Annotated in this window: 29 protein-coding genes; 8 read left to right on the top strand and 21 right to left on the bottom strand. The window is 45.8% G+C overall.

All coding sequences use genetic code 11. From position 1 onward, the window contains the following. Positions 1-115: 115 nt before the first annotated feature. Both ICE89_RS09265 and pth read left to right on the top strand, forming a co-directional pair. Positions 116-760, top strand: a complete 645-nt coding sequence (locus ICE89_RS09265; RefSeq protein WP_215358679.1) for a 50S ribosomal protein L25/general stress protein Ctc — start codon at positions 116-118, stop codon at positions 758-760. Positions 761-872: 112 nt separating this feature from the next. Beyond that, positions 873-1463 carry an aminoacyl-tRNA hydrolase gene (gene pth / locus ICE89_RS09260; RefSeq protein ID WP_216265675.1) on the top strand — a complete coding sequence of 197 codons (591 nt, stop codon included), beginning with the start codon at positions 873-875 and terminating at the stop codon, positions 1461-1463. Here pth and ICE89_RS09255 read toward each other — a convergent pair. From ICE89_RS09255 to ICE89_RS09235, 5 genes are read right to left on the bottom strand one after another with little or no spacing between them, the layout of a single operon-like run. After that, complete coding sequence (locus ICE89_RS09255) at positions 1460-1726, bottom strand: YfhL family 4Fe-4S dicluster ferredoxin (protein ID WP_216265674.1); 267 nt, start codon at positions 1724-1726, stop codon at positions 1460-1462. The two genes, pth and ICE89_RS09255, sit on opposite strands and share 4 nt — an antisense overlap. Positions 1727-1751: 25 nt before the next feature. Further along, positions 1752-2249, bottom strand: a complete 498-nt coding sequence (coaD, locus tag ICE89_RS09250) for a pantetheine-phosphate adenylyltransferase (RefSeq protein WP_216265673.1) — start codon at positions 2247-2249, stop codon at positions 1752-1754. A 36-nt stretch (positions 2250-2285) separates the two neighbouring features. After that, positions 2286-2933: a 16S rRNA (guanine(966)-N(2))-methyltransferase RsmD gene (gene rsmD, locus ICE89_RS09245; RefSeq protein WP_255558792.1), complete on the bottom strand. Its 648-nt coding sequence runs from the start codon at positions 2931-2933 to the stop codon at positions 2286-2288. Further along, a complete protein-coding gene (locus ICE89_RS09240; RefSeq protein ID WP_216262825.1) occupies positions 2905-4242 on the bottom strand; it encodes a pitrilysin family protein in 1338 nt (445 codons plus the stop codon). Before ICE89_RS09240 ends, rsmD begins: the two co-directional genes overlap by 29 nt. After that, complete coding sequence (locus ICE89_RS09235) at positions 4242-5606, bottom strand: pitrilysin family protein (RefSeq protein ID WP_216262826.1); 1365 nt, start codon at positions 5604-5606, stop codon at positions 4242-4244. The genes ICE89_RS09240 and ICE89_RS09235 overlap by 1 nt, the downstream gene beginning before the upstream one ends. A 63-nt stretch (positions 5607-5669) precedes the next feature. Between ICE89_RS09235 and ftsY the strand changes: the two genes are divergently transcribed. Further along, positions 5670-6560 (top strand): signal recognition particle-docking protein FtsY, encoded by an 891-nt coding sequence (gene ftsY, locus ICE89_RS09230; RefSeq protein ID WP_216262827.1) that lies wholly within the window; start codon positions 5670-5672, stop codon positions 6558-6560. 90 nt (positions 6561-6650) lie between these two features. After that, a complete protein-coding gene (gene rpoH / locus ICE89_RS09225) occupies positions 6651-7574 on the top strand; it encodes an RNA polymerase sigma factor RpoH (RefSeq protein WP_216262828.1) in 924 nt (307 codons plus the stop codon). 21 nt (positions 7575-7595) lie between these two features. Here the strand turns inward: rpoH and ICE89_RS09220 are convergent, their stop codons facing one another. Genes ICE89_RS09220 through ICE89_RS09200 form a run of 5 tightly spaced genes read right to left on the bottom strand, consistent with a single transcriptional unit; the run spans position 7596 to position 11646 of the window. Continuing rightward, positions 7596-8180 carry an SCO family protein gene (locus tag ICE89_RS09220; RefSeq protein ID WP_216265672.1) on the bottom strand — a complete coding sequence of 195 codons (585 nt, stop codon included), beginning with the start codon at positions 8178-8180 and terminating at the stop codon, positions 7596-7598. A 7-nt stretch (positions 8181-8187) separates the two neighbouring features. Further along, positions 8188-9081: a heme o synthase gene (cyoE, locus tag ICE89_RS09215; RefSeq protein ID WP_216265671.1), complete on the bottom strand. Its 894-nt coding sequence runs from the start codon at positions 9079-9081 to the stop codon at positions 8188-8190. A 2-nt stretch (positions 9082-9083) separates the two neighbouring features. Then, positions 9084-10205 (bottom strand): heme A synthase, encoded by a 1122-nt coding sequence (locus ICE89_RS09210; RefSeq protein ID WP_216262831.1) that lies wholly within the window; start codon positions 10203-10205, stop codon positions 9084-9086. Beyond that, complete coding sequence (locus ICE89_RS09205; protein ID WP_216265670.1) at positions 10205-10861, bottom strand: hypothetical protein; 657 nt, start codon at positions 10859-10861, stop codon at positions 10205-10207. Before ICE89_RS09205 ends, ICE89_RS09210 begins: the two co-directional genes overlap by 1 nt. Continuing rightward, positions 10858-11646: an SURF1 family protein gene (locus ICE89_RS09200; RefSeq protein WP_255558791.1), complete on the bottom strand. Its 789-nt coding sequence runs from the start codon at positions 11644-11646 to the stop codon at positions 10858-10860. Before ICE89_RS09200 ends, ICE89_RS09205 begins: the two co-directional genes overlap by 4 nt. A 14-nt stretch (positions 11647-11660) precedes the next feature. Here ICE89_RS09200 and ICE89_RS09195 point away from each other — a divergent pair, with 14 nt between their 5' ends. After that, positions 11661-11873, top strand: a complete 213-nt coding sequence (locus ICE89_RS09195; protein WP_072582679.1) for a twin transmembrane helix small protein — start codon at positions 11661-11663, stop codon at positions 11871-11873. A 66-nt stretch (positions 11874-11939) separates the two neighbouring features. Here ICE89_RS09195 and ICE89_RS09190 read toward each other — a convergent pair whose 3' ends face one another. From ICE89_RS09190 to ICE89_RS09160, 7 genes are all read right to left on the bottom strand, one after another. Further along, complete coding sequence (locus tag ICE89_RS09190) at positions 11940-12794, bottom strand: cytochrome c oxidase subunit 3 (protein ID WP_216265669.1); 855 nt, start codon at positions 12792-12794, stop codon at positions 11940-11942. Between the two features lie 29 nt (positions 12795-12823). Next, positions 12824-12997 carry a DUF2970 domain-containing protein gene (locus ICE89_RS09185; RefSeq protein ID WP_216265668.1) on the bottom strand — a complete coding sequence of 58 codons (174 nt, stop codon included), beginning with the start codon at positions 12995-12997 and terminating at the stop codon, positions 12824-12826. Positions 12998-13014: 17 nt separating this feature from the next. Beyond that, positions 13015-13599: a cytochrome c oxidase assembly protein gene (locus ICE89_RS09180; protein ID WP_216265667.1), complete on the bottom strand. Its 585-nt coding sequence runs from the start codon at positions 13597-13599 to the stop codon at positions 13015-13017. A 15-nt stretch (positions 13600-13614) separates the two neighbouring features. Then, positions 13615-13746, bottom strand: coding sequence for a cytochrome oxidase small assembly protein (locus tag ICE89_RS09175; RefSeq protein WP_216262835.1), 132 nt, complete (start codon positions 13744-13746; stop codon positions 13615-13617). Further along, positions 13730-15349, bottom strand: coding sequence for a cytochrome c oxidase subunit I (gene ctaD, locus ICE89_RS09170; protein WP_216262836.1), 1620 nt, complete (start codon positions 15347-15349; stop codon positions 13730-13732). Before ctaD ends, ICE89_RS09175 begins: the two co-directional genes overlap by 17 nt. A 42-nt stretch (positions 15350-15391) precedes the next feature. Beyond that, positions 15392-16462, bottom strand: a complete 1071-nt coding sequence (coxB, locus tag ICE89_RS09165) for a cytochrome c oxidase subunit II (protein WP_370625360.1) — start codon at positions 16460-16462, stop codon at positions 15392-15394. A 263-nt stretch (positions 16463-16725) separates the two neighbouring features. Then, on the bottom strand, positions 16726-17523 hold the full coding sequence (locus ICE89_RS09160) for a class I SAM-dependent methyltransferase (protein WP_255558790.1): 798 nt from the start codon (positions 17521-17523) through the stop codon (positions 16726-16728). Here ICE89_RS09160 and ICE89_RS09155 point away from each other — a divergent pair. After that, a complete protein-coding gene (locus tag ICE89_RS09155) occupies positions 17523-18290 on the top strand; it encodes a ComF family protein (protein WP_255558789.1) in 768 nt (255 codons plus the stop codon). The two genes, ICE89_RS09160 and ICE89_RS09155, sit on opposite strands and share 1 nt — an antisense overlap. A gap of 10 nt (positions 18291-18300) precedes the next feature. Next, on the top strand, positions 18301-18771 hold the full coding sequence (gene trmL, locus ICE89_RS09150; RefSeq protein ID WP_216262840.1) for a tRNA (uridine(34)/cytosine(34)/5-carboxymethylaminomethyluridine(34)-2'-O)-methyltransferase TrmL: 471 nt from the start codon (positions 18301-18303) through the stop codon (positions 18769-18771). Positions 18772-18793: 22 nt separating this feature from the next. On the opposite strand, the gene ICE89_RS09145 is transcribed toward trmL, so the two are convergent. From ICE89_RS09145 to ICE89_RS09130, 4 genes are read right to left on the bottom strand one after another with little or no spacing between them, the layout of a single operon-like run. Then, positions 18794-19816 carry an NAD(P)H-dependent glycerol-3-phosphate dehydrogenase gene (locus ICE89_RS09145; protein WP_216265663.1) on the bottom strand — a complete coding sequence of 341 codons (1023 nt, stop codon included), beginning with the start codon at positions 19814-19816 and terminating at the stop codon, positions 18794-18796. A gap of 24 nt (positions 19817-19840) precedes the next feature. After that, positions 19841-20353 carry a protein-export chaperone SecB gene (gene secB, locus ICE89_RS09140; protein ID WP_216265662.1) on the bottom strand — a complete coding sequence of 171 codons (513 nt, stop codon included), beginning with the start codon at positions 20351-20353 and terminating at the stop codon, positions 19841-19843. 28 nt (positions 20354-20381) lie between these two features. Further along, a complete protein-coding gene (grxC, locus tag ICE89_RS09135; protein WP_072582670.1) occupies positions 20382-20636 on the bottom strand; it encodes a glutaredoxin 3 in 255 nt (84 codons plus the stop codon). 10 nt (positions 20637-20646) lie between these two features. Beyond that, entirely contained in the window at positions 20647-21060 is a 414-nt protein-coding gene (locus ICE89_RS09130) for a rhodanese-like domain-containing protein (protein WP_216262843.1), read from the bottom strand. A gap of 22 nt (positions 21061-21082) precedes the next feature. On the opposite strand from ICE89_RS09130, the gene gpmA reads away from it, so the two are divergent. Further along, positions 21083-21772, top strand: coding sequence for a 2,3-diphosphoglycerate-dependent phosphoglycerate mutase (gene gpmA / locus ICE89_RS09125; protein ID WP_216262844.1), 690 nt, complete (start codon positions 21083-21085; stop codon positions 21770-21772). Position 21773: the final 1 nt, after the last annotated feature.

Genomic DNA, 21773 nt, shown 5'->3' with positions numbered 1-21773 from the left:
CCCGGTTTTTAGCAGTTTTAAGCCTTTTGTAGGCAAAAACGCCCTTTCCCACGATATAATTGAAGGCTTTTCTGTTTGGTCGCGAACGGAAATTAACCTTAACTAGGAAATCATCATGAAAGTAGTTGCCTTTGAAAGAAGCGTACAGGGAACGGGTGCGAGCCGCCGTCTGCGCAATTCCGGAAAAACTCCGGGAATCGTTTACGGTAGTAAAGATCCAGCCTTGGTCATCGAGTTAGACCACAACGCATTGTTCCATGCTCTCCGCAAGGAAGCATTCCACTCATCCATTTTGGATTTGGAAATTAGCGGTAAGACACAAAAAGTGTTGTTGCGCGATTACCAAATGCATCCATTCAAGCCATTGGTATTGCACATTGACTTCCAGCGCGTATCTGCGACTGAGAAAGTTCATATGCGCGTTCCATTGCACTTCACAAATGCTGACACTTCAGCTGCTGTGAAATTGCAAGGTGCTGTTATTAGCCACATCCTTACTGAACTCGAAGTTTCTTGCTTGCCAGCAGACTTGCCAGAGTTCATTGAAGTGGACTTGGCGAAGATTGAAGTTGGTCACGGTATTCACGCTAAAGACATCGCATTGCCAAAAGGCGTTACTTTGGTATTGCATGTTGAGCAAGAGAACCCAGTACTTGCTAACGCACGTATCCCAGCAGTTAAAGCTGCTGAGCCTACAGATGCGCCTGCTGCACCAGCAGCGGCTGCCCCTGCAGCTGAAGCACCAAAGGATAAAGCTTAATTATTTAAGCTTTATCGCTTGTACAAGAAGGCCTGCGCAAGCGGGCCTTTTTTATTGCCCCAAGTTTTCAATCTTTTTTGGCGAAATACTTTTATATCTTTAAACTCTCAGCATGACTAAATTAATTGTTGGCCTAGGCAACCCTGGAGATGAGCATGTCGAAGATCGGCACAATGCTGGCTTCTGGTTTGTTGACACCTTGGCAAAACAACTAAGCACTCGTTTTGAATCTGAAAAACGCTTTCATGGCAAAGTAGCTAAAGCTAAGTGGGAGGGCGAAGATCTTTACCTTCTAAAGCCCAGCACTTACATGAACCTTAGCGGTCAATCGGTTGGCGCGCTATGCCGCTTTCACAAAATCACTCCTGCAGATATTTTGGTGGTGCAAGATGAGCTGGATTTAAAGCCTGGTACTGCACGCCTGAAGTTAGGTGGCGGCACTGGCGGGCACAATGGCTTGAAAGATATCCAAGCACATTTAAGTACCCCAGATTATTGGCGCTTACGCTTAGGCATTGGCCACCCCAGAGATGTGGCTGGTGATGGACGCCCTATGGATGTTGCAGATTATGTATTGCGTAGACCTCAATTGGCTGAGCAAAAACTCATTGATGCCAGCATTGAAAATAGCCTACAAATTTTGCCGCTCTTTTTTAAAGGCGATGCTCAAACCGCTATGATGGAGTTGCACTCCAAGGGTTAAGCTGTATTGGATTTTTTGGCAGCAGTTAAAAGCGTGAACTTCACCATTAACTGTTCTTGAGTTTCGGTGTGCTCAGGATTAAATGGAATGCAGTCGACTGGACAGACCTGGCGACATTGGGGGGCATCATAGTGACCTACGCATTCAGTGCATTTATCAGGATTGATTTCATAAATCTCCAGACCCATGTAAATGGCATCATTCGGACATTCTGGCTCGCAGACATCACAGTTGATGCATTCGTCCGTAATCATTAATGCCATGATTTACTCGCCAAATTTCATTTGGTCACTCTCTATTCTGAGTGCCTGATGCAATTTTTTTGACGAGCCATTTTTCCACTGAAGGAAAAACAAATTTACTCACATCACCACCCATTGAAGCAATCTCACGTACAAAAGTGCCCGAGATAAATTGATACTGATCGGATGGGGTTAAGAACAGCGTTTCGACATCAGGAAGCAGATAACGATTCATGCCTGCCATTTGGAACTCATACTCAAAATCAGATACGGCGCGTAAACCCCGTACGATCACGCGCGCTTGATGCTCTCGTGCAAAATCTTTTAACAAGCCAGTAAAACCAACGACTTTTACATTCGGATAGTGGCCAAGCACTTCCTTTGCGATAACAATGCGCTCTTCTAAATTGAAGAATGGACGTTTGCTGCGACTGTCGGCAACACCCACAATCAACTCTGTAAAAATGCTCGATGCGCGGCGCACCAAGTCCTCGTGACCACGAGTAAATGGATCAAATGTTCCAGGGTATACGGCAACTGTCATAACGTTCCTAAGGCTTTATCGGCTACAGGCAAGAGTTTAGCCTCTTCCACCCCGAAATAGACAGGCTTTTACCTGTCCAGTTTCTAAGTATTTTCCACAATGCCAGTCCGGTAGTAAGGCCTCTATCTCCTCGCGTGGACGGCTAGAGGGAAATTCCACATAAATACCACCGCCAGCAGAGTCATCGCACACTCTACCAGCCTGAATGACGGCTCGATCTAATAAGCCCGAATCCTGGAATGGTGGGTCAATAAAAATTAAATTACTGGAGCGATCTGCCTGCTGCTTCAGAAACTCAAGGCTATCTCGTTGCAAAATTTCTACGCGGCCAGCGGCTGGTGAAGACTGCAATAAGGCAAAATTGGCCGTTAAATTTGCGCAAGCCCTTTTTTCTTTCTCAAGCAATACTACTAATGCAGCACCTCTTGATGCGGCTTCAAAACCCAAAGCGCCGGTACCCGCAAAAAGATCTAGGCATCGCATACCCGTTAAATCTTGTCCTAGCCAATTAAATAGCGTTTCCCGAATACGATCAGTTGTAGGGCGTAGGCCAGGAAGATCCAAAACTGTTAGCAAACGACTTCTCCAATTGCCGCCAATAATCCGCACCTTCTTCGGCGGCTCAGTCTTTAGAGGCTTGTTTGCTTTATTGAGCTTATTTATTTTTTGCTCCCAATACAACAATCTTCATACGATCCATTGCAAGATATTTTTTGAATGCAGCATTTACCTGCTCTAAAGTTACCGCCTCAACTTGCTTAGTCCATAGATCCATCGTATCGAGCGGCAGGTCATTCCATGCAATTGAAGACACGTTGTCCAACAACTTGCGATTGTTATCAATCCGCAATGGGTAACCATTCACTAAGTTTGCTTTAGCAGCCACAAGCTCAGATGGAGTGGGTCCATCAGCAATAAATTGAGCAGTGGTAGAACTCATCACCTCTAAAGCCAGCGCAGCCTGATCACTCTTGGTTTGTAGGCCCGCTTGAAAAATGCCATTCTCTTTTCCAGGAATAAAGTAACTAAACACGCTGTATGCCAGACCGCGCTTCTCGCGCACCTCAGCCATCAAGCGAGAGACGAAACCGCCGCCGCCCAAAACATAGTTACCAACTAGCAAGGGGAAGTAATCAGGGTTGTTGCGAGCAACCGCCGTCATCCCCATAGCAATGTGGGCCTGCTGAGAGTCAAAAGGAATTTGAATTTCTCTTTGCGCCAGAGGCTCCACAGGAGAGCGCTGGAGTTCAGGCAACTTTGCGATGGGCTGTCCTGAAGCAGGAATCTGCTTTAACAAAGCTTTGATGATTTCTTCTGCTTGAGCACGGTCAACATCGCCAACAATACTCACAATCATGCGATCACCGCGATAAAACTGCTTATGAAATTGCACTAAGTCATTCACGCTTACAGCAGCAACTGATTTCACTGTTGGTGAATCAGCTAGGGGATAGTTTCCATACACTGATTTTTTAAAACGACGTTCGAGAACAAACTCGGGTTTAGTTTCCGCCTCAAGCAAACTCGTTATCGTTCTTTGTTTCTCACGCTCAACAATTTTTGAATCGTAAGTCGGCGCGCTCAACATAGCAGCGGCTAGTTGTACTGCTCTATCGCGCAAGTCTTTTCGGCTCAAACTGCGAATGCGCAAGATTGCTCGCTCACCGCTCACAGATAAGCCAATATTAGCTCCAAGATCAGCAATTTCATCAGCTATTTGAGCTTCAGTGAGAACCCCTTTTTCGCCCTTCACCCCATAATTCATCAGGCCTGCAACCATATCAGCTAGGCCGCTTTTGCCGGCAGGGTCATAGCGATCGCCTGCATCAATGCTCACTTCAATGTCTACCATCGGCAGCGCTTTGGTTTGCACTAAATATGCCTTGGCGCCCTTATAAGAATCTAACTTCTCGATAGGCAAGATAGCGTTGGCATTACTAAGCAAGCCAATAGTAAAGAGGCAAACTGAAATACTCTTAACGAAGAAATTCATCACTTGCCCTCCTTACCAGCAGCTTGACGCACCTGAGGATCTAATACCGCAATCGTGAGACCTTCATCAACTAGGTACTTCTTAGCAACAGCTTGAACTTGTGCGGGGGTAATGGATTGCATTTTTTCTAACATGTAATCGATGTCCTTCCAAGAAAATCCTGCCATCTCTGTGCTGCCAATTTCCATTGCTTGACCAAAGATAGAGTCGCGCTTATAGATTTGCTCAGACAGAATGCGCACCTTGATTCTCTTGAGCTCAGACTCCAGAATCCCTTTTTGCTTTAATTCGTCAAGCGCCTTGCGGATGCTTGCCTGAGCCTGATCGACTGTTTTTCCTTTAGCCATCGTGGCGCTAATTAAAAATAGCTCTGGTCCACGAGAAATCATGTCGTAGCCCACACCCACATCATTTACTACTTTTTCCTGCTTAACGAGAGTGCGATTTAAGCGGGCATTGTCATAGCCATCCAGCACTGCTGTGAGGAGCTCTAAAGCATATGGCTCGGGGTCATCTAGCTTGCCAGGCTCAAGGCGGGGCACCTTCCAAGCCATGGCTAATTGAGCGCTATCAGCTGGCGCCTTTACCTGAACCTGCTTTATCCCTTTTTGAGGCGGCTCAATTTGTGGCTTACGCACTGGCAACTCATGAGCAGAGGCAGCGCCGTAATACTTCTCCGCCATATTCAACACTTTTTTAGCATCCACATCACCGCTGATGACTACGGTTGCATTGTTTGGTTTATACCAACTGCGATACCAATCTCGCGCATCGGATGCTTTCATATTCTCTAAGTCATTCATCCAACCAATAACGGGGTGGCGATATGGTGAACTCATATAAGCGGTTGCCATTAATGATTCGTTGAGCAAACTACTAGGATTGTCTTCTGTTCGTAAGCGGCGCTCTTCCATGATGACCTGAATTTCTTTTAAGAATTCTGCATCGTCAAAATTGAGGTTAGACATGCGATCGGCTTCAAGCTTGATCACGTCTTCTAATTTTGATTTTTCAATTTGCTGAAAGTAAGCCGTGTAACCCCGCGAGGTAAATGCATTCTCGCGCCCACCGACCGCAGCTACCAAGCGAGAAAATTCGCCTGCCTTTACTTTGTCAGTGCCTTTAAACATCATGTGCTCAAGCACATGAGCTACTCCAGTCTTGCCATTGACCTCATCCATGGATCCAGCACGATACCAAGCCATATGAGCTACCGTTGGCGCACGATGGTCTTCCCTGACAATCAATTTGAGGCCGTTGCTCAACTGATACTCATGCGTATCCCCTGAATCAGGAACAGCAGCCCAAGTAAGTTGGCTAAATACGAAGAATAAAAAGGAAATTCGGAGTAAATTGGAAAGCATCTGCTAAATCACCATATCCCTATAATTAAATTGATAAGATGCAAGTTTTAAATTGTATCGATTATGTTCAGCTTACGTAAAACCCTCGGATCTCTTTTCAAATCAAGCAAGATTGATGAATCATGGTTTGAAACTTTAGAAGAATCACTTATTCAAAGTGATGTGGGTCTACCTACGACTGAACAACTCATCACCAAACTACGTAAAGCAGCAAAATCCGAAAAGGCTTCTAGTCCAGAGGAGTTACAAGCTCTGCTCATTCAAGAAGTCAGCGCCCTATTAACTGCTATTGAACCTTCACCAAACCCACTGTTTACAAGTGATAAGCCTAACACCCCAGAGGTGTGGTTAGTTGTAGGGGTAAATGGAGCCGGCAAGACTACGACCATTGGCAAGCTCTGCCGACTCTTTCAGTCTCAAGGTAAGTCAGTTCTTTTAGCTGCCGGTGATACCTTCAGAGCTGCGGCACGTAACCAGCTTCAGGAGTGGGGTGGACGCAATCAGGTTGACGTTATTACTCAAGAAGGTGGTGATGCAGCCGCTGTTGCTCACGATGCCATTCATGCTGCCATTTCCCGCAAGAACGATATTCTCATCATTGACACTGCAGGGCGTCTTGCTACCCAGGACAACCTCATGGAAGAGCTCAAGAAAGTAAAACGTGTCATTGGTAAAGCGCTTCCTGGGGCGCCTCACCACACTCTGCTTGTTTTGGATGGTAATACCGGGCAGAACGGCTTAAGCCAGGTAAAGGCCTTCCATGCCGCTCTTGGCCTCACTGGAATCATCGTTACCAAGCTTGATGGCACCGCCAAGGGGGGCGTGATCTGCGCTCTAGCCCACACCCTACAAGATGACCCGAAACCCGCTGTCCTAGCCCTAGGTAAGGGCGAAGGGATTGAAGATTTAGCCCCCTTCACAGCAGGGCAATATTCATCTGAATTGTTCAATTAAATCAATAGCTTACAGGTCATTAAAACCATTAGCACTCTCTTGACAAGAGTGCTAAAATGGATCTCTATTAACACCTAATTTATACAAAAAATGGTTCAAAAGAAATCCGACAATCCGAATTTGCAAACGCTGCCAGTCGCGCAGACTGCGTCGGCGTCTGCATTTCCGATGCTGCCAACACTTGGGGTTGGCACTCTCGATTCATACATTTCGTACGTTAATCGCGTGCCAATGCTTAGTGCTGCAGAAGAGTTACATCTTGCGCAGGAATTTCGTCGTACTGAAAATGTCGATGCCGCTAAAACCTTAGTGCTCTCTCATTTACGCTTAGTAGTTTCTGTTGCTCGCCAATATCTTGGCTATGGAATCCCGCATGCTGACTTAATTCAAGAAGGCAATATTGGCTTGATGAAAGCCGTTAAACGCTATGACCCAAATAATGGTGCACGTTTAGTGTCGTATGCAATCCACTGGATCAAAGCAGAGATTCACGAGTACATTCTCAAGAATTGGCGCTTAGTAAAAACCGCAACTACTAAAGCACAACGCAAATTATTCTTTAACTTACGTAGCAATAAACCTACATTAAGTGCACTTACACCTAGTGAAGTTGAAGCCTTGGCTAAAGCACTGGATGTCAAAGGTTCTGATGTTAAAGAAATGGAAATGCGCCTTGCTGGTGGTGATGTCGCTTTAGAAGGTGATGACAGCGATGATGAATCTGCTTACGCCCCTATTCAATGGTTGGCGGATAACTCACAAGAGCCTACTGCTCGCATTGCCAGCGCCGAAGCAGATGCCTTGCAAGGTCCCAAACTAGACCAAGCACTGATGGCTTTAGATGAGCGTAGTCGCAATATTGTGCAATCTCGTTGGCTAGCTATGGATGCCGAAGGCAATGGCACTAAAACACTGCATGACCTAGCCGATGAATATGGCATCTCAGCAGAACGTGTTCGCCAAATTGAAACGGCTGCTCTCAAAAAGATGCGCGGCCTGTTGCAAGCAGCTTAATTAGCTTAAGCTGCAAACTTTTTACTTCAGCAGTTCTTTCAAATCATGCGCCAAGGTCTCTGGACCTTGAACGTGCTTGATATATAAACGTAGATGACTCTCAGGATCAAATGCATAGCTACCCGCGGTGTGATCCATGGTGTAAGAGCCTGGCTTAGATCCTGGAACTTTCTTGTAATAAATCTTGAAGTCTTTAGCCACCTTTTCCAAAGCCGCCTCATCTGCGGGACGCAAACCCAAGAAACGAGGATCAAACGCAGGGACGTACTGCTTGAGAATCTCTGCGGTATCGCGCTCAGGATCTACGGTGACAAAAAGCACCTGCACCTTATCGGACTGAGGCCCCAAGAGCGTCATGACTTGCTGCATTTCAGTTAAGGTTGTTGGGCAAATATCAGGGCACTGGGTATAACCAAAAAACATCACTACCACTTTGCCCTTAAAGTCTGCCAAGGTCCTGACCTTGCCATCAGGGTCCACCAAACTAAAGTCTTTGCCAAAAGCAGTGCTGCCAGTGATATCAATATTTTTAAACTCTGGCTTTGGGCTGCAAGCAGTCAATACAAAACAAAGAATTGCTAAAAAGCAAATGCGCAAAAAATTCATATGACTCTCAGAGGAAATAATGGTCTATCAAAAGCGCTGCAAACAGAAGCGAAAGATAGGTAATAGAAAAGCGGAAGGTCTTTTTGGCTAAAGCATCGCTATAGGAAATAAACAAAGCAATGACATAGGCCAGGAACATTAAGCCCAGGATGATTGCCGAAACTAAATACACCATACCGCTCATGCCATAGATATAAGGCAGCATCGTAGCTGCAATCAATATGAGGGTATAGAGAACGATATTCAGAAGTGTAAAACGCTCTCCATGAGTCACTGGCAACATTGGTAAGCCCGATTGAACATAGTCATCGCGACGATACAAAGCCAGTGCCCAGAAATGTGGAGGAGTCCACACAAAAATAATCAGAACCAAAAGCCAGGCTTCTGCAGAAAGCGTATTAGTCACTGCAGCCCAACCCAAGGCTGGTGGCATCGCACCGGATAAACCGCCAATCACAATATTCTGCGGCGTGGCAGGCTTTAGTAACCAGGTATAGATGACTGCATAACCAACAAAGGTAGCAAGCGTTAGCCACATTGTTAATGGATTACAGAAATTCCACAAAATAACCATTCCAAGTGAACCCAGAACAATTGAGAAAATAATGATATGAAAAGGTGTGACTTCGCCGGTGGCTGATGGACGCCAAGCAGTACGCTTCATCTTGGCATCAACGGCTTGCTCAATCAAGCAGTTCACTGCAAATGCAGCGCTAGCTAAAAGCCAGATACCTACAATGCCACCAAATAGCACTGGATACGGAACCATGCCAGGCGTCGCCAAGAACATACCAATCACTGCACAAAAAACGGCGAGCTGAGTCACTCTGGGTTTAGTTAAAACCCAATATTGACGCCAACGTGGCATAGCCACTGATGCGCTTGTTTTAGAGTCGCTCATATTTACGCCATCTTCTTTTGAATGAAAGGCTTCCAAGATGCCCAATAGCTCATTCTGACCAAACAGAATACCAAAGCCGCAGAGCCAGCAGTGTGCAATAAAGCCGCCAATAACGGCCACTGAAACACCACATTAGAAATACCAGTGATGACTTGCAATAAAAGCACTCCGAGCAATAGCTTAGCCACTTGACTAAGGCCTGCTAGAACTGGGGTTGCCAGCGCAAGCGCTCTCCAGCCCAGGGTCCCAAGTACAAGCAATACCAGCATGGCAAAGAGGCGATGTGCCCAGTGGATTGTTTGCAGGGCCGCAGGGGAGATAAATTCTCCCTGAGCATTGAGCCCCAATTGACGCCAGAGAGTAAAGCCCTCACTCCAATTAGTCTCAGGCCAAGCACTTCCCAAACAGGTTGGGAAATCAGGACAGGCTAGTACTGCGTAATTGGTACTCACCCATGCGCCTAGGAAAACCTGTATGAATAAAACTATAAAAGAAAGGGTGAGGAGTTGCGCAGAAAGCGGTCGTACCCGAATGGTGCGAATAGCAGAGGACTTGGTCTCCCATGACTGCTGCGCATACGCTGTTAAGCAGGCCAATAACACTAAGGCCAACATCAAATGAATCGAAACGATGATTGGCTGCAACTTCAGGGTGACAGTCCAAGCACCAAAGGCGCCTTGAACACAAACTAATAAGAGCAATCCCAAGCTACCGAACAAAGGCTTTTTTCCTAAGGACTTCAGTTCAGAAAATGCAATAGCCACTTGCACTAAAATCAATGTACCTACTGTCATAGCTAAGTAGCGATGAATCATTTCGATCCAAGCCTTAATGACCGTTACAGGCCCAGTCGGCAAGGCGCTCTCAGCTTGCTGAATGTCGCCAAGTGCATGAAAAGGATTCGAAGTACCGTAGCATCCAGGCCAATCAGGGCAGCCCAGCCCAGAGTCAGTGAGACGTGTAAATGCACCAAATACAATTAGGTCAAAGGTCATAAAGACCAAAACCCAATTAAGTTTTTGCAACAAGCTATAGCCAGGCTTTTTCCAAATGAAGAAGAGCGGTAGGCCAGCAAAAACAATAGCGATGGCCGCCAGCTCCAGAAATAAAATCAGACTGGGCATTACAAACTTTCGCCCTTGTGATTTAACTTCAGAAGCTTTTCCAAGTCTTTCTTCATACTAGAAAATTCTTTAGGAGAATTTGTCACTGGGAAATACATCATCTTGGCAGGACTTGGGTCAATCAACTGAATTTCCTGTCCTACACCCTCTTTATTTAACCAAGCCTCAAATTCAGTCCTTTTCTTTGGGTCGGAAGGCAATGTAAGCACCTTAAGCCCCGCCGTCTTTTCGTCATAAATCTTTAGGACTTCAGGGTCAACAGGCTTGCCATCGGTATTCACCCAGATCAACTGCAAGCGTCCACTTTCTCTACCCATAGCAACTTTGGTTTGGCGCATCAGAAATAAAGCTTCAATACATTTCTCATCTTTGATGTGACATTCGCCAGCTGGACGAGCTACCAAGAGAGTCCATTTACCCTGGAGTGGAGTATCAAGCCACGCCGCATTGAACTCTTGCGCTGGATATACGAGCGTTCCGAAATTGGTTTTTCCACCCTCAGGTTTAATCACATAATAAGCAAAGTAAGAAGCGAGAACTGGTGAGGCACAAGCCAGCAATAACAACAACATCTGAATGCGGCCACGACGCGTACGCGCATTAATCGCAGATGCATCCACCTGTGAAGCTGGAATTAATAACTCTTTATCACTCACTCTTGATCCCCATTCACTAATCCCTGTCGTTTATATTGCCGCAGGCCACTTAGCAACCAAAATAAAAATCCAGCAAAAGCCAAAGCAAACCACTGGAATGCATAAGCATAATGGCGATCGACCCCAGTTGTCAGAGGTGCCCAATCACGGATTAAGCCATCCTCTATGCCAACCTCAATCTCACGCAAGATAAAGGGCGCTTGACTCCAACCATGTAACTTGCCTTCAGCTGTTAAATCAAAATTTTGTTCAATTCTTGGTTTGTTTACATCGGCAGAAATCTTGCTACTCCCAAGCTCATAGACTTTCCCGGGATGAGCAAATACAACGCCTTCAATATTGACTACCTTGTTTGGAGTTTGCACGGGTGGGAGGGTTTCGCGATTTTCATTATTGCGCGGCGCCCAACCCCGATTCACCCAAAGAACCTCATCTTTCCCTTCCAACCTCAAAGGCATCATCAGGTAAAAGCCGGACTGTGCAGTGGCGCTACCAACAGGAGGAATAGGTCTTGGCCTGTTATCCAGCCAAACTGCTGCCTCGGGAACATATCGCCCACGAGCAATCATACGACGTTCACTAGCCTCTTCCAAAGTCCATGGTATGGCATTGGCACTTAAGATCGGCATTTGTTGGCGGGCCTGTAAATTTGCTGCTAAGGCAATTTTGGTGTTAGCCCTGCTCAGTTGCCAGACCCCAGCGCCACAGCCGATCGCAATCACCAGCAAGGCTGATAAAGTAGCAACTATGCGCTTGGCAACGAGGGCAAAAAACAGCTTATTCAATTGAGGGATTTGAGATGAAGTGGATTATTCCTATTGTCCTACTAATGATTGTTTTTAGCTTAGGATCGGCTCTTTATTACATGATGAAAGATAGGGGAAATAGTTCCCGCATGGTTCATTCACTGATGCTACGCATTGGGTTATCCGTCGCGCTATTTTTAGGAATTCTGCTAGCCCACTACTTTGGCCTCATTGAGGCTACTGGCATCAGGGTGGGAACAAACTAACCGTTACCGCACACAACAAGAGTGCTAAAACAAATCGGGGCTTTAAAGCCCCGATTTTTATTCAACTTACATCCAGTAAACAGCGATGTACAAACCAAGCCAGACTACGTCAACGAAGTGCCAGTACCAAGCAGCGCCTTCAAAAGCAAAGTGGTGTTTAGCAGTAAAGTCGCCACGAATCATACGGCGCAATACGATCGCCAGCATAGTGCCACCAAGGAATACGTGGAAACCATGGAAGCCAGTCAACATAAAGAATGTAGAGCCGTAGATACCTGATGTGAGCTTCAAATTAAGCTCATGGTAGGCATGGTAGTACTCGTAGCCTTGGAAACACAAGAAGATAAAGCCCAGGCCAACAGTTGCAGCCAAGCCAATAATGGCTTTCTTCATGTGGTTCTCTACCAATGCATGGTGAGCAATAGTAATAGTCACACCAGAGCTTAGCAACAACAATGTGTTGATGGTTGGAACCGGCCAAGGGCCCATGGTTGTGAATTTCTCAACCAATCCAGCAGGACCATCATTTGGCCAAACAGCCTGGAAATTAGGCCAAAGTAATTTGCTCGTAACGTCACCCATCCAAGGCATTGCAATATTGCGTGCGTAAAAGAGGGCCGCAAAGAATGCACCAAAGAACATGATTTCTGAAAAGATGAACCAAGCCATTGACCAACGATAAGAAATATCAACGTTGATACCATTCTTACCAGCATTGGATTCAGCAATCGTATCTCCGAACCAGTGATAGAGCACAAACAGAATCCATGCCACACCAACCAAGCTCAGGGCGCCGCCCCAAGAAGTGTGATTTACCCAGCCAGACATACCAGCGCCAAATGCAATTAAGCCGACGGCGGCCATGGCAGGATGCCTAGATAGTCCAGGGACGAAATAGTATGGGTTTGAATTGGATGACATCTTATTCTCTCTATTCAATCAAAAAATAATCATTGGGACACAACTGCTTTCACTATCAACAGGAGAACACCCATAAAAATCAAGGCGCCAACAACACCTGCAATGATAATGTGAACAAAACTGAGTGAAGCTACATCTTCCTGCAAACCTGATTGTTTACGCACGCCCAAAAAGCCCCACATCACGGCTTTCATAGACTGCATAAAACTACTTTTTTTCTTCACGACACCACCTTTGACTTTGGTGCAGGTGGTGTACCACCCATGCCCAGCTCAAAGAAGGTATACGACAAAGTAATGGTTTTCACATCATCCGGTAAACCCGCATCGATCACAAAAACTACCGGCATCTTCTTTGTTTCATTTGCCGCTAGGGTTTGCTCTTGAAAACAAAAACACTCTAACTTTGTAAAAAACTCTGTAGCACTTTTAGGCGCATAACTTGGTATTGCCTGTGCTCGCACTGGGCGATTCTGATTGTTGGTAACCTCATAAACAATCTCAGTCATTTCACCAGGATGCACTTCTAAAAAATTCTTTACTGGTTTGAAAGTAAACGGGCCTCGGCTATTAGAGTCAAACTCAATCGTCACCGTACGTGCATAGTTAACCTGGGTATTACCAACCCTATTTGGGCTGAAGGCTCTGACACCATAGTCATTTTTACTCGTTACAACATTAATCCCAGTAACCTCACACAAGGCTTTATACATAGGAACCAAGGCATAACCAAAGCCAAACATCATGACTGAAGCAATAAGTAGCTTCATTAAGATTTGGCGATTTGCAGAATAAGTCACGGTCATATAGGCAAAGTGGGATTAACCCAAAACGCTCCACTTCATCACAATGCCAATAAAAAAGACTACGGCAACGCTCAAAAGAATCAGCCCTAAGCGACGATTATTCGCAGCTAGGGCTTGTTTAGGGGACGTATTAAATTCCTGCTTCACGTAACTGCTCAGCACTTGGAGGAGTTTCAAAGGTGTGGTGTGGAGCTGGTGAAGGCACAGTCCACTCTAAACCCTTAGCACCGTCCCAAGGCTTGGCTGGAGCCTTCTCACCATGACCACGGTAAGCAGGTAATGCTACACAGAACAAGAAGTACACTTGCGATAATCCAAAGCCTAGAGCGCCGATTGAAGCAATTAAATTGAAATCAGCAAACTGAGTAGGGTAGTCGGCATAACGACGTGGCATGCCTGCTAAGCCCAAGAAGTGCATTGGGAAGAATGTGATGTTAAAGAAAATCATGGAAGTCCAAAAGTGGATCTTGCCGCGAGTTTCATTAGCCATGCGACCGGTCCACTTAGGACACCAGTAGTAGAAGCCGGCGAACATAGCAAACAATGAACCCGCTACCAACACATAGTGGAAGTGCGCTACAACATAGTAGGTATCTTGCAAACCAATATCGATTGGCGCCAATGCCAGGATCAAGCCAGTAAAGCCACCCATCGTAAATACGAAGATGAAGCCAATAGCCCACAACATTGGAGTTTCAAAGGTCATTGAACCTTTCCACATGGTTGCAACCCAGTTAAAAATCTTTACACCAGTTGGTACAGCGATCAACATCGTTGCGTACATGAAGAACAACTGGCCAGTTACCGGCATACCAGTTGCAAACATATGGTGAGCCCAAACAATGAATGACAAGATCGCAATAGACGATGTTGCGTAAACCATTGAGCTGTAACCAAACAATGTTTTTCTGGAGAAAGCAGGAACGATTTCACTAACGATTCCAAATGCTGGAAGAATCATGATGTAAACCTCTGGGTGCCCAAAGAACCAGAAAATATGCTGGAACATAACCGGATCCCCGCCGCCAACTGCAGAGAAGAATGAAGTACCAAAGTGACGGTCAGTTAAAACCATCGTAATTGCGCCAGCCAATACAGGCATTACCGCAATCAATAAGTAAGCAGTGATCAACCAAGTCCAGCAGAACATTGGCATCTTCATCAAAGTCATACCAGGAGCGCGCATATTCAAAATGGTCACGATGATGTTGATCGAACCCATGATGGAAGACGCACCTAATAAATGGAGGGCAAAAATAGCCATGTCCATACCAGGGCCCATTTGCGAGGTCAATGGAGCGTAGATTGTCCAACCGCCAGCAGGCGCGCCGCCAGGAACTAAGAATGAACTTAAAAGCAATGTTGCAGCCACTGGAAGAATCCAGAAGCTAAAGTTATTCATACGAGCAAACGCCATATCAGATGCACCAATTTGCAAAGGCACCATCCAGTTTGCGAAGCCAACGAATGCCGGCATGATCGCGCCGAACACCATTACCAAACCATGCATGGTTGTTAGCTGATTAAAGAACTCAGGGCGGAAGAACTGTAAACCAGGCTGGAATAATTCCAGACGAATTCCCAAGGCCATCGTGCCGCCGGCTAACAGGCTAATAAACGAGAAGATCAAATACATCGTACCGATGTCTTTGTGGTTGGTTGCAAATAACCAACGACGCCATCCGTGTGGCGTGTGATCATCATGCGCGTGATCGTGTGCGTGGTCGTGGGTTGTAGAGACTGTGCTCATGGATTACTCCGGTTTCGTTTTATCTGTATTAGTTAATCTGATTTACTGGCCGCGTGCGGTAATAATTTCTTGGGTCTGAATCACTTCGCCGGTTTTATTACCCCACGAATTGCGGGTATAAGTAATTACGGCTGCGATATCTCCGTCGGAAAGTACGCCTGCCCACTTCGGCATTGCATTTTTACCGTTCAGCAAAATATTAAATTGGCCTGCTTTAGGTCCATTAACCACTTTGCTGCCATCCAATGCAGGGAATGCCCCAGCACCTTTGCCATTCGGCTGGTGACAAGCTGCGCAATTAGCTGCATATACTTTTGCGCCACGCTCTTTTTGCTCTTCCAGGGTGTAAACCTTAGACGGATCACCACCACCTGCACCCATTGCTTTTTTCTTCTCAGCAACCCAAGCGGTGTAATCCTCTTGTGAAACTACTCTCACAACGATAGGCATGAAGGCATGCTCTGCACCGCAAAGCTCAGAACACTGACCGCGAAAAGTACCAATCTTGTCGGCTCTAAACCAGGTGTCACGAACAAAGCCTGGTATCGCATCTTGCTTTACGCCAAACGCTGGGATAGTCCAAGCATGAATAACGTCGTTAGCAGTAGTGATCAAACGAATTTTTTTGCCAACTGGCACAACCATTTCGTTATCTACTTCCATCAGATAAGTATCTGACTTAGGTGCTAAGTTATTGATTGCCTCTCGGGATGTAGCCAAAGTCGAAATAAAATTGATGCCTTCACCCTCACCCTTGATGTAGTCATAACCCCACTTCCACTGATAGCCGGTGGTCTTAATAGTGATGTCAGAGTTAGTAGTGTCTTTCATTGCCACAACAGTTTTTGTTGCTGGCAATGCCATGCCGATAACAATCAACAATGGAATAACTGTCCAAATAATTTCAACAGTCGTGCTCTCGTGGAAAGAAGCTGATTTGTGACCCAATGATTTGCGATGCTTCAAGATGGAATAAAACATCACCCCAAAAACGCCAATAAAAATCACTGCGCAAATGACCAACATCATCCAATGCAACCAATGGATCTCTTGCATGATTTTGGTAGCAGGAGGCGCGAAATTTAGCTGATTAACAGCTGGGCCACCAGGCATATTCTCTGCTGCATGAGCAAAAGCAGTGCCAAAAGCAACTACGAAATAGAGCGAAGCCCTAGTGACTTTTCCAAATAAATTCATCTTATTCTCTGTTTATTGTCGTGAGCAAAGCAGCAAAAATGCCACAAAATGCCCAAAAAACGGTCTCAAGCCAATACATTCAGCCGTGATTATAGGGTTAATTAGGCACAAGAACAAACAGGGATAACTCAGCTTGAACCAATCTTGGTCGAGGTTTAAATGATAGTAAGCACTTACACTTAGGCAGAATCTGACCTAGTCTTGCGCACAATTTGATTTGCATCAAAATAGGCTATGTTGTCCTTTGCCTTTGCAAGGTGCTTTCCAAGGGCCCAGGCATGTCCATAAACTAACTCTAAGGTGATTTTTTGGGACAAAACCTCTTTTTCAATCGCTTTGGGAGGGATGGAATGTATCAATTTCAGCGCACTCATATCAGCCAGCAATAAAGCAGGCTTCTCGTAATCCAAAGTGAGGTACTCCATGTCCATTACAGGATCAGAAAACCGCTCCCCAAGCAAAGCATCTCCCATATCGTGCATATCCCAAGGGCTTAATAAATTCTTCAGCTTTACGTCCGGAAGCTCTAAGGCGCGCAACTCTTTTCCGGTATCGGGGCCCAAATAGCTAAATGTGATTAAGCCGCCCTCGCGCAGAACACGCCAACACTCCTGTAAGAAATGCTTAGGATCAGGCAAATCCTGCAACAAAAGATCGCTAAACACTAAATCAACAGAATTGTCAGGAATATCGAATCTTCCAGATGAGGTGTAACTGGCCAAGGGGCTAGCATTACTAGAAAATGCAGATCGCCAATTGCTCATCGCCTTAGTACGCCACATTTGAAATCCTGAGACACCTTTTTCGGTGATGCTGAAAATGCGCGCCTTTGGATAGCGCTGAGCGAGCGTATCTAAATGCTTACCAGCAAAATCGGGCACCACTAAGATGTCTTTTACATCAAGCTTAACGATATCTAATTTCTGCAGCATGCGATCTGCAATTTCGTCTTGTAACCATCTAAGGGGCTGGGTCATTGACTCAGTATACTCAGCGCCCCATGCGATTTCCTGAGACCATTTTTCAAGCCATTTGTGAACAACTTTTGCCCACAGCATGTATTGCTTGTCAGGGGTTCCAGCAATCATCCCTATGCGATCGTTGTCTCAATCAATTACGAGATGAAGGTTTATTGAACTATCAATGCTGCTACCAATGCGGCATAACACTTCAGGCTTCAGAAATTGCACAGCAACGCTGCATGCAATGCCAAACCTTGAGGCCCTACTTTGATGAAACTTATTGCTTAGATCGCTACGATGGATTGCTACAAACTCCACTACATGAATTGAAGTATCAAAAACGCATTGCATTTGCTAATGCCCTTGGCAGAACATGGAACTTACTTCTTAGTAAGGAGCTTGAAGATATCTCTGCTGATTATTTACTGCCAGTGCCGCTCAGTATTGAGAAGTTAGCACAGCGTGGTTTCAATCAAAGCTGGGAAATAGCTAAACAGATTCGGTGTGGAGGGCATATTCAAAAATCACCTTATATGCTGCAGCGTCATCATTATGCAAAGCACCAAGCCGGAAGCACCTTGAGTAATCGCCAGCTAGCCATTCAGGGAATGTTTTACGTTGAAGATCGTTATATTCAGCAGCTCGCTAACAAGACTGTGATTGTGTTTGATGATGTAATGACAAGCGGCGCAACTCTTAATGAAATTGCGCGCGTTCTGAAGGACAATGGTGTATCTCGCGTAATAAACTGGGTCCTACTCAGAGCTGCGCGACCAATCTAAAGAATGCTACATGTTTAATATCGTTTTATTCGAACCAGAAATCCCGCCCAACACAGGCAACATTATTCGTTTGTGCGCCAATACCGGAGCAAGGCTACATTTAATTGAGCCGCTTGGATTTCCAATGGAAGATGCCAAGTTGCGTAGAGCGGGCTTGGACTATCACGAGTTTGCACGAGTCAAAGTCCATAAAAATTGGGAAGAGTTTTTAAAGGATGAGCAACCCGATCCCCAACATCTCTTTGCATTGACCACCAAGGGCTCAGGAAAGTTTCATGAAGGCAAATACGCGCCCGATGATTACTTCGTATTTGGTTCTGAAACTAAAGGCATTACGGATGAAGTCAGAGACTCCATTCCGAATGAGAATCGTATGCGCCTAGCGATGCAAGATAGCAGTCGCAGTCTTAACTTATCAAATACTGTAGCAATCGTTGTGTATGAAGCATGGCGGCAGAATGGCCTTGCTGGTGGTCAATAACAAATTGACCCAGATGCTGTAATTACGATTCGATTTTAGGATCGCGCCCCATGAGTTTTTTAACAGCATCATGCGGGTTCAATTTTCCAGAGAGCACTTCACCCATCATCGCAGTAATCGGCATGTCAACTCCTAGGCGTTTTGCTAAGTCGCCAACCGCCTCTGCACAAAGTACACCCTCAGCAACGTGACCAAGACTGGCAAGAACCTCAGGCAGCGACTTACCAGCAGCAAGCTCAAGGCCAACGCGCCGATTACGCGATAGATCTCCAGTGGCAGTCAAGATCAAGTCCCCAACCCCAGTTAGACCCATACAAGTTTCGGATTTACCGCCTGCGGCTTTCACAATGCGCATCATCTCTGCTAAACCGCGTGTGAGAACAGCAGCGCGTGCGTTCAGACCTAAATCTAAGCCATCACCAATACCTGCAGCAATCGCCAAGACATTCTTAATTGCCCCACCCAATTCCACACCAATTAAATCATCGCTTGAATACACGCGCATATTGCCGTGATGGAAAGCGGTCTGCACTGCTTCACATAACTTGGGAGATTTGCTAGCAACGGTTAAAGCGCAAGGCATACCTTCACCAACCTCATGCGCAAAGCTTGGGCCAGATAAGGCGCCATATGAATGCGTTATTCCATGAGAATGCATCTTGCTCTCACGCTCTACTACCTGATGGGGCAATAAGGCGGTATTCGGCTCAAGCCCTTTGCAAAGCCAAATAATATTGAGTGGGTGCTCAGCAATCTTTAAAGCTTGGTCGATTGTTTCTGAAAGCCCTGACATTGGTGTAGCAATGACTAATAAATCATCGCTAGAAAGTCTTTTGATAGCAGTAGAGAAGTCGCTTTCAAACTTGAGGTTTGCAGGCAACTGAATCCCTGAAAGATAAGCGCGATTTTCAGCGCTCTCTTCGATTTCTTTTAACTGTTGTTTACTACGAGACCATAAAACAACATCACCTTCTTGGAGAAAGCGAGCTGCTTGTGCAGCCATCGCCGTTCCCCAGGCGCCAGCACCAAGCAGTGTCACTTTCATGATCTGTGGGCTCGCTCGTTGAGCTTAGTGAGGCTTGCTCTCAGCGGCAGCGCTATCCTTAGCGGCAGCTTCTTGTTGAGCTTGCATCAAACGATGTTCGTACATGGCGTGGAAATTAATCTCATTCAAATGAATTGGCTGGAAGCCTGCGCGACTAATAATGTCGGCAATATTTGAACGCAAATACGGATACAGAATCGTTGGGCAAGCAATACCAAGCATGGGGTCAATTTGCTCCACCGGAATATTGCTAAATTCAAAGATGCCGGCTTGTTTTGCTTCTACCAAGAACAGTACTTTGGTGTCGACTTTCGCAGTCACAGTGGAACTAAGGGCCACCTCAAAGATACCTTCACTTAAGGGTGCAACGGAGATATCAATCTCAACCTGCACTTGTGGCTCAGACGCAACCAACAAAATCTGCGGAGCATTTGGTTGCTCAAGAGATACATCTTTTAAGTAAATTCGCTGAATACGAAATCCAGGTTCTTTAGCTTGCTCGGCACTTGCCTGAGGTGCTGGGGATTTTTCAGTCATTGCTAACTTTCTTTGTATGTTTAATCTATTAAGCTAATAAGGGATCAAGCTTTCCAGCCCGATCTAATGCCACTAAGTCGTCATAACCACCAACATGCGTGTCACCTATATAGATTTGTGGAACAGTGCGGCGGCCAGTGCGTGTCATCATTATTTCGCGCTGGGCCGGATCACGATCAATCAAAATCTTTTCGAGATTAGCAACGCCTTTTTTAGTCAGCAACTTTTCCGCCATGACGCAGTAAGGGCAAACTTGGGTGCTATACATTGTTACTGGAGGCATCGATTTTTCCTTATTTCACTAAAGGCAGCGCTGCTGCTTTCCAAGCCTGGACACCGCCATCTAAGGCGCCTACTTCGGCAAAGCCCAGCTTTTGAGCTTCGGCCACGAGTTTGCGTGACTGGGTGCCAGTTTCACAAACCAAGACCACTGGGTGCTTGCGATCGAGCTTGAGCTTTTCAATAGCCGCGGTCAAACCAGCGGCATTGGCCAATTTGGCACCAGGCAGATGACCAACTTTGAAGGCCTCCTCCGAGCGCAGGTCCAAAACATAGGCTTTGCGACGATTAATCCAAATCGTCGCTTCGGTAGGCGATAAGCCTTTTCCGCCAATAAGCGTAGATAATGAGGGTAGGAAAAGCGCTATGCCTGAAACCAACAACAGGGCAATAAGCGCTAAATTATCAATTTGCGTGAGAAAGTTCATCACCGGATTATAGAATGGCTCTATGAAACAACTTGTCCTTATTCGTCATGGCGAATCTGCCTGGAACCTTGAAAACCGCTTCACTGGCTGGGCGGACGTCGACTTAACCCCTAAAGGCGCAGAACAGGCCATTGCAGCAGGCGCAAACCTCAAAAAAGCAGGTTATGAATTTGATATCGCCTATACCTCCGTTTTAAGGCGTGCAATTCGCACTCTTTGGCACGTTCAAGATGCCATGGATTTGATGTGGCTTCCTGTTGTTCATAGTTGGCGTTTAAATGAACGTCACTATGGCGCGCTCACTGGATTGAATAAAGCTGAAACAGCAACTAAATATGGCGATGAACAAGTTCATATTTGGCGTCGCTCCTATAACGTGCGTCCACCGCTACTTGAGCATGATGATGAACGTCATCCTAAAAATGATCTCCGTTATTCAAAGCTCAATCCTTCCGACATTCCTTTGGGTGAATGCTTAAAAGATAACGTTGAGCGAGTATTACCCTTGTGGAATGAATCTATTGCACCCGCGCTCAAGGCTGGCAAACGCGTTTTACTAGTAGCACACGGCAACAGTATTCGTTCACTCATGAAGTATTTAGATCAAATGTCTGACGAAGACATCATGGAAGTGAACGTACCTAATGGTGTGCCACTTGTTTATGAGTTAGATGACAACCTCAAACCTATTCAACACTTTTATTTGGATTAAA

This window comes from Polynucleobacter sp. AP-Kaivos-20-H2 (assembly GCF_018882215.1).
Lineage (GTDB): Bacteria > Pseudomonadota > Gammaproteobacteria > Burkholderiales > Burkholderiaceae > Polynucleobacter.
Note: the sequence above shows the minus strand (reverse complement) of the source record. Positions and strands in the feature narration are given on the sequence as shown.

Bases quoted from the DNA above. Each gene is read 5' to 3' on its own strand.
- ICE89_RS09265 (WP_215358679.1), top strand. From the start codon at position 116: ATGAAAGTAGTTGCCTTTGAAAGAAGCGTACAGGGAACGGGTGCGAGC.
- pth (WP_216265675.1), top strand. From the start codon at position 873: ATGACTAAATTAATTGTTGGCCTAGGCAACCCTGGAGATGAGCATGTC.
- ICE89_RS09255 (WP_216265674.1), bottom strand. From the start codon at position 1,726: ATGGCATTAATGATTACGGACGAATGCATCAACTGTGATGTCTGCGAG.
- coaD (WP_216265673.1), bottom strand. From the start codon at position 2,249: ATGACAGTTGCCGTATACCCTGGAACATTTGATCCATTTACTCGTGGT.
- ICE89_RS09240 (WP_216262825.1), bottom strand. From the start codon at position 4,242: ATGAATTTCTTCGTTAAGAGTATTTCAGTTTGCCTCTTTACTATTGGC.
- ICE89_RS09235 (WP_216262826.1), bottom strand. From the start codon at position 5,606: ATGCTTTCCAATTTACTCCGAATTTCCTTTTTATTCTTCGTATTTAGC.
- ftsY (WP_216262827.1), top strand. From the start codon at position 5,670: ATGTTCAGCTTACGTAAAACCCTCGGATCTCTTTTCAAATCAAGCAAG.
- rpoH (WP_216262828.1), top strand. From the start codon at position 6,651: ATGGTTCAAAAGAAATCCGACAATCCGAATTTGCAAACGCTGCCAGTC.
- ICE89_RS09220 (WP_216265672.1), bottom strand. From the start codon at position 8,180: ATGAATTTTTTGCGCATTTGCTTTTTAGCAATTCTTTGTTTTGTATTG.
- cyoE (WP_216265671.1), bottom strand. From the start codon at position 9,081: ATGAGCGACTCTAAAACAAGCGCATCAGTGGCTATGCCACGTTGGCGT.
- ICE89_RS09210 (WP_216262831.1), bottom strand. From the start codon at position 10,205: ATGCCCAGTCTGATTTTATTTCTGGAGCTGGCGGCCATCGCTATTGTT.
- ICE89_RS09195 (WP_072582679.1), top strand. From the start codon at position 11,661: ATGAAGTGGATTATTCCTATTGTCCTACTAATGATTGTTTTTAGCTTA.
- ICE89_RS09190 (WP_216265669.1), bottom strand. From the start codon at position 12,794: ATGTCATCCAATTCAAACCCATACTATTTCGTCCCTGGACTATCTAGG.
- ICE89_RS09185 (WP_216265668.1), bottom strand. From the start codon at position 12,997: ATGCAGTCTATGAAAGCCGTGATGTGGGGCTTTTTGGGCGTGCGTAAA.
- ICE89_RS09180 (WP_216265667.1), bottom strand. From the start codon at position 13,599: ATGACCGTGACTTATTCTGCAAATCGCCAAATCTTAATGAAGCTACTT.
- ctaD (WP_216262836.1), bottom strand. From the start codon at position 15,349: ATGAGCACAGTCTCTACAACCCACGACCACGCACACGATCACGCGCAT.
- coxB (WP_370625360.1), bottom strand. From the start codon at position 16,462: ATGCCTGGTGGCCCAGCTGTTAATCAGCTAAATTTCGCGCCTCCTGCT.
- ICE89_RS09160 (WP_255558790.1), bottom strand. From the start codon at position 17,523: ATGACCCAGCCCCTTAGATGGTTACAAGACGAAATTGCAGATCGCATG.
- trmL (WP_216262840.1), top strand. From the start codon at position 18,301: ATGTTTAATATCGTTTTATTCGAACCAGAAATCCCGCCCAACACAGGC.
- ICE89_RS09145 (WP_216265663.1), bottom strand. From the start codon at position 19,816: ATGAAAGTGACACTGCTTGGTGCTGGCGCCTGGGGAACGGCGATGGCT.
- secB (WP_216265662.1), bottom strand. From the start codon at position 20,353: ATGACTGAAAAATCCCCAGCACCTCAGGCAAGTGCCGAGCAAGCTAAA.
- grxC (WP_072582670.1), bottom strand. From the start codon at position 20,636: ATGCCTCCAGTAACAATGTATAGCACCCAAGTTTGCCCTTACTGCGTC.
- ICE89_RS09130 (WP_216262843.1), bottom strand. From the start codon at position 21,060: ATGAACTTTCTCACGCAAATTGATAATTTAGCGCTTATTGCCCTGTTG.
- gpmA (WP_216262844.1), top strand. From the start codon at position 21,083: ATGAAACAACTTGTCCTTATTCGTCATGGCGAATCTGCCTGGAACCTT.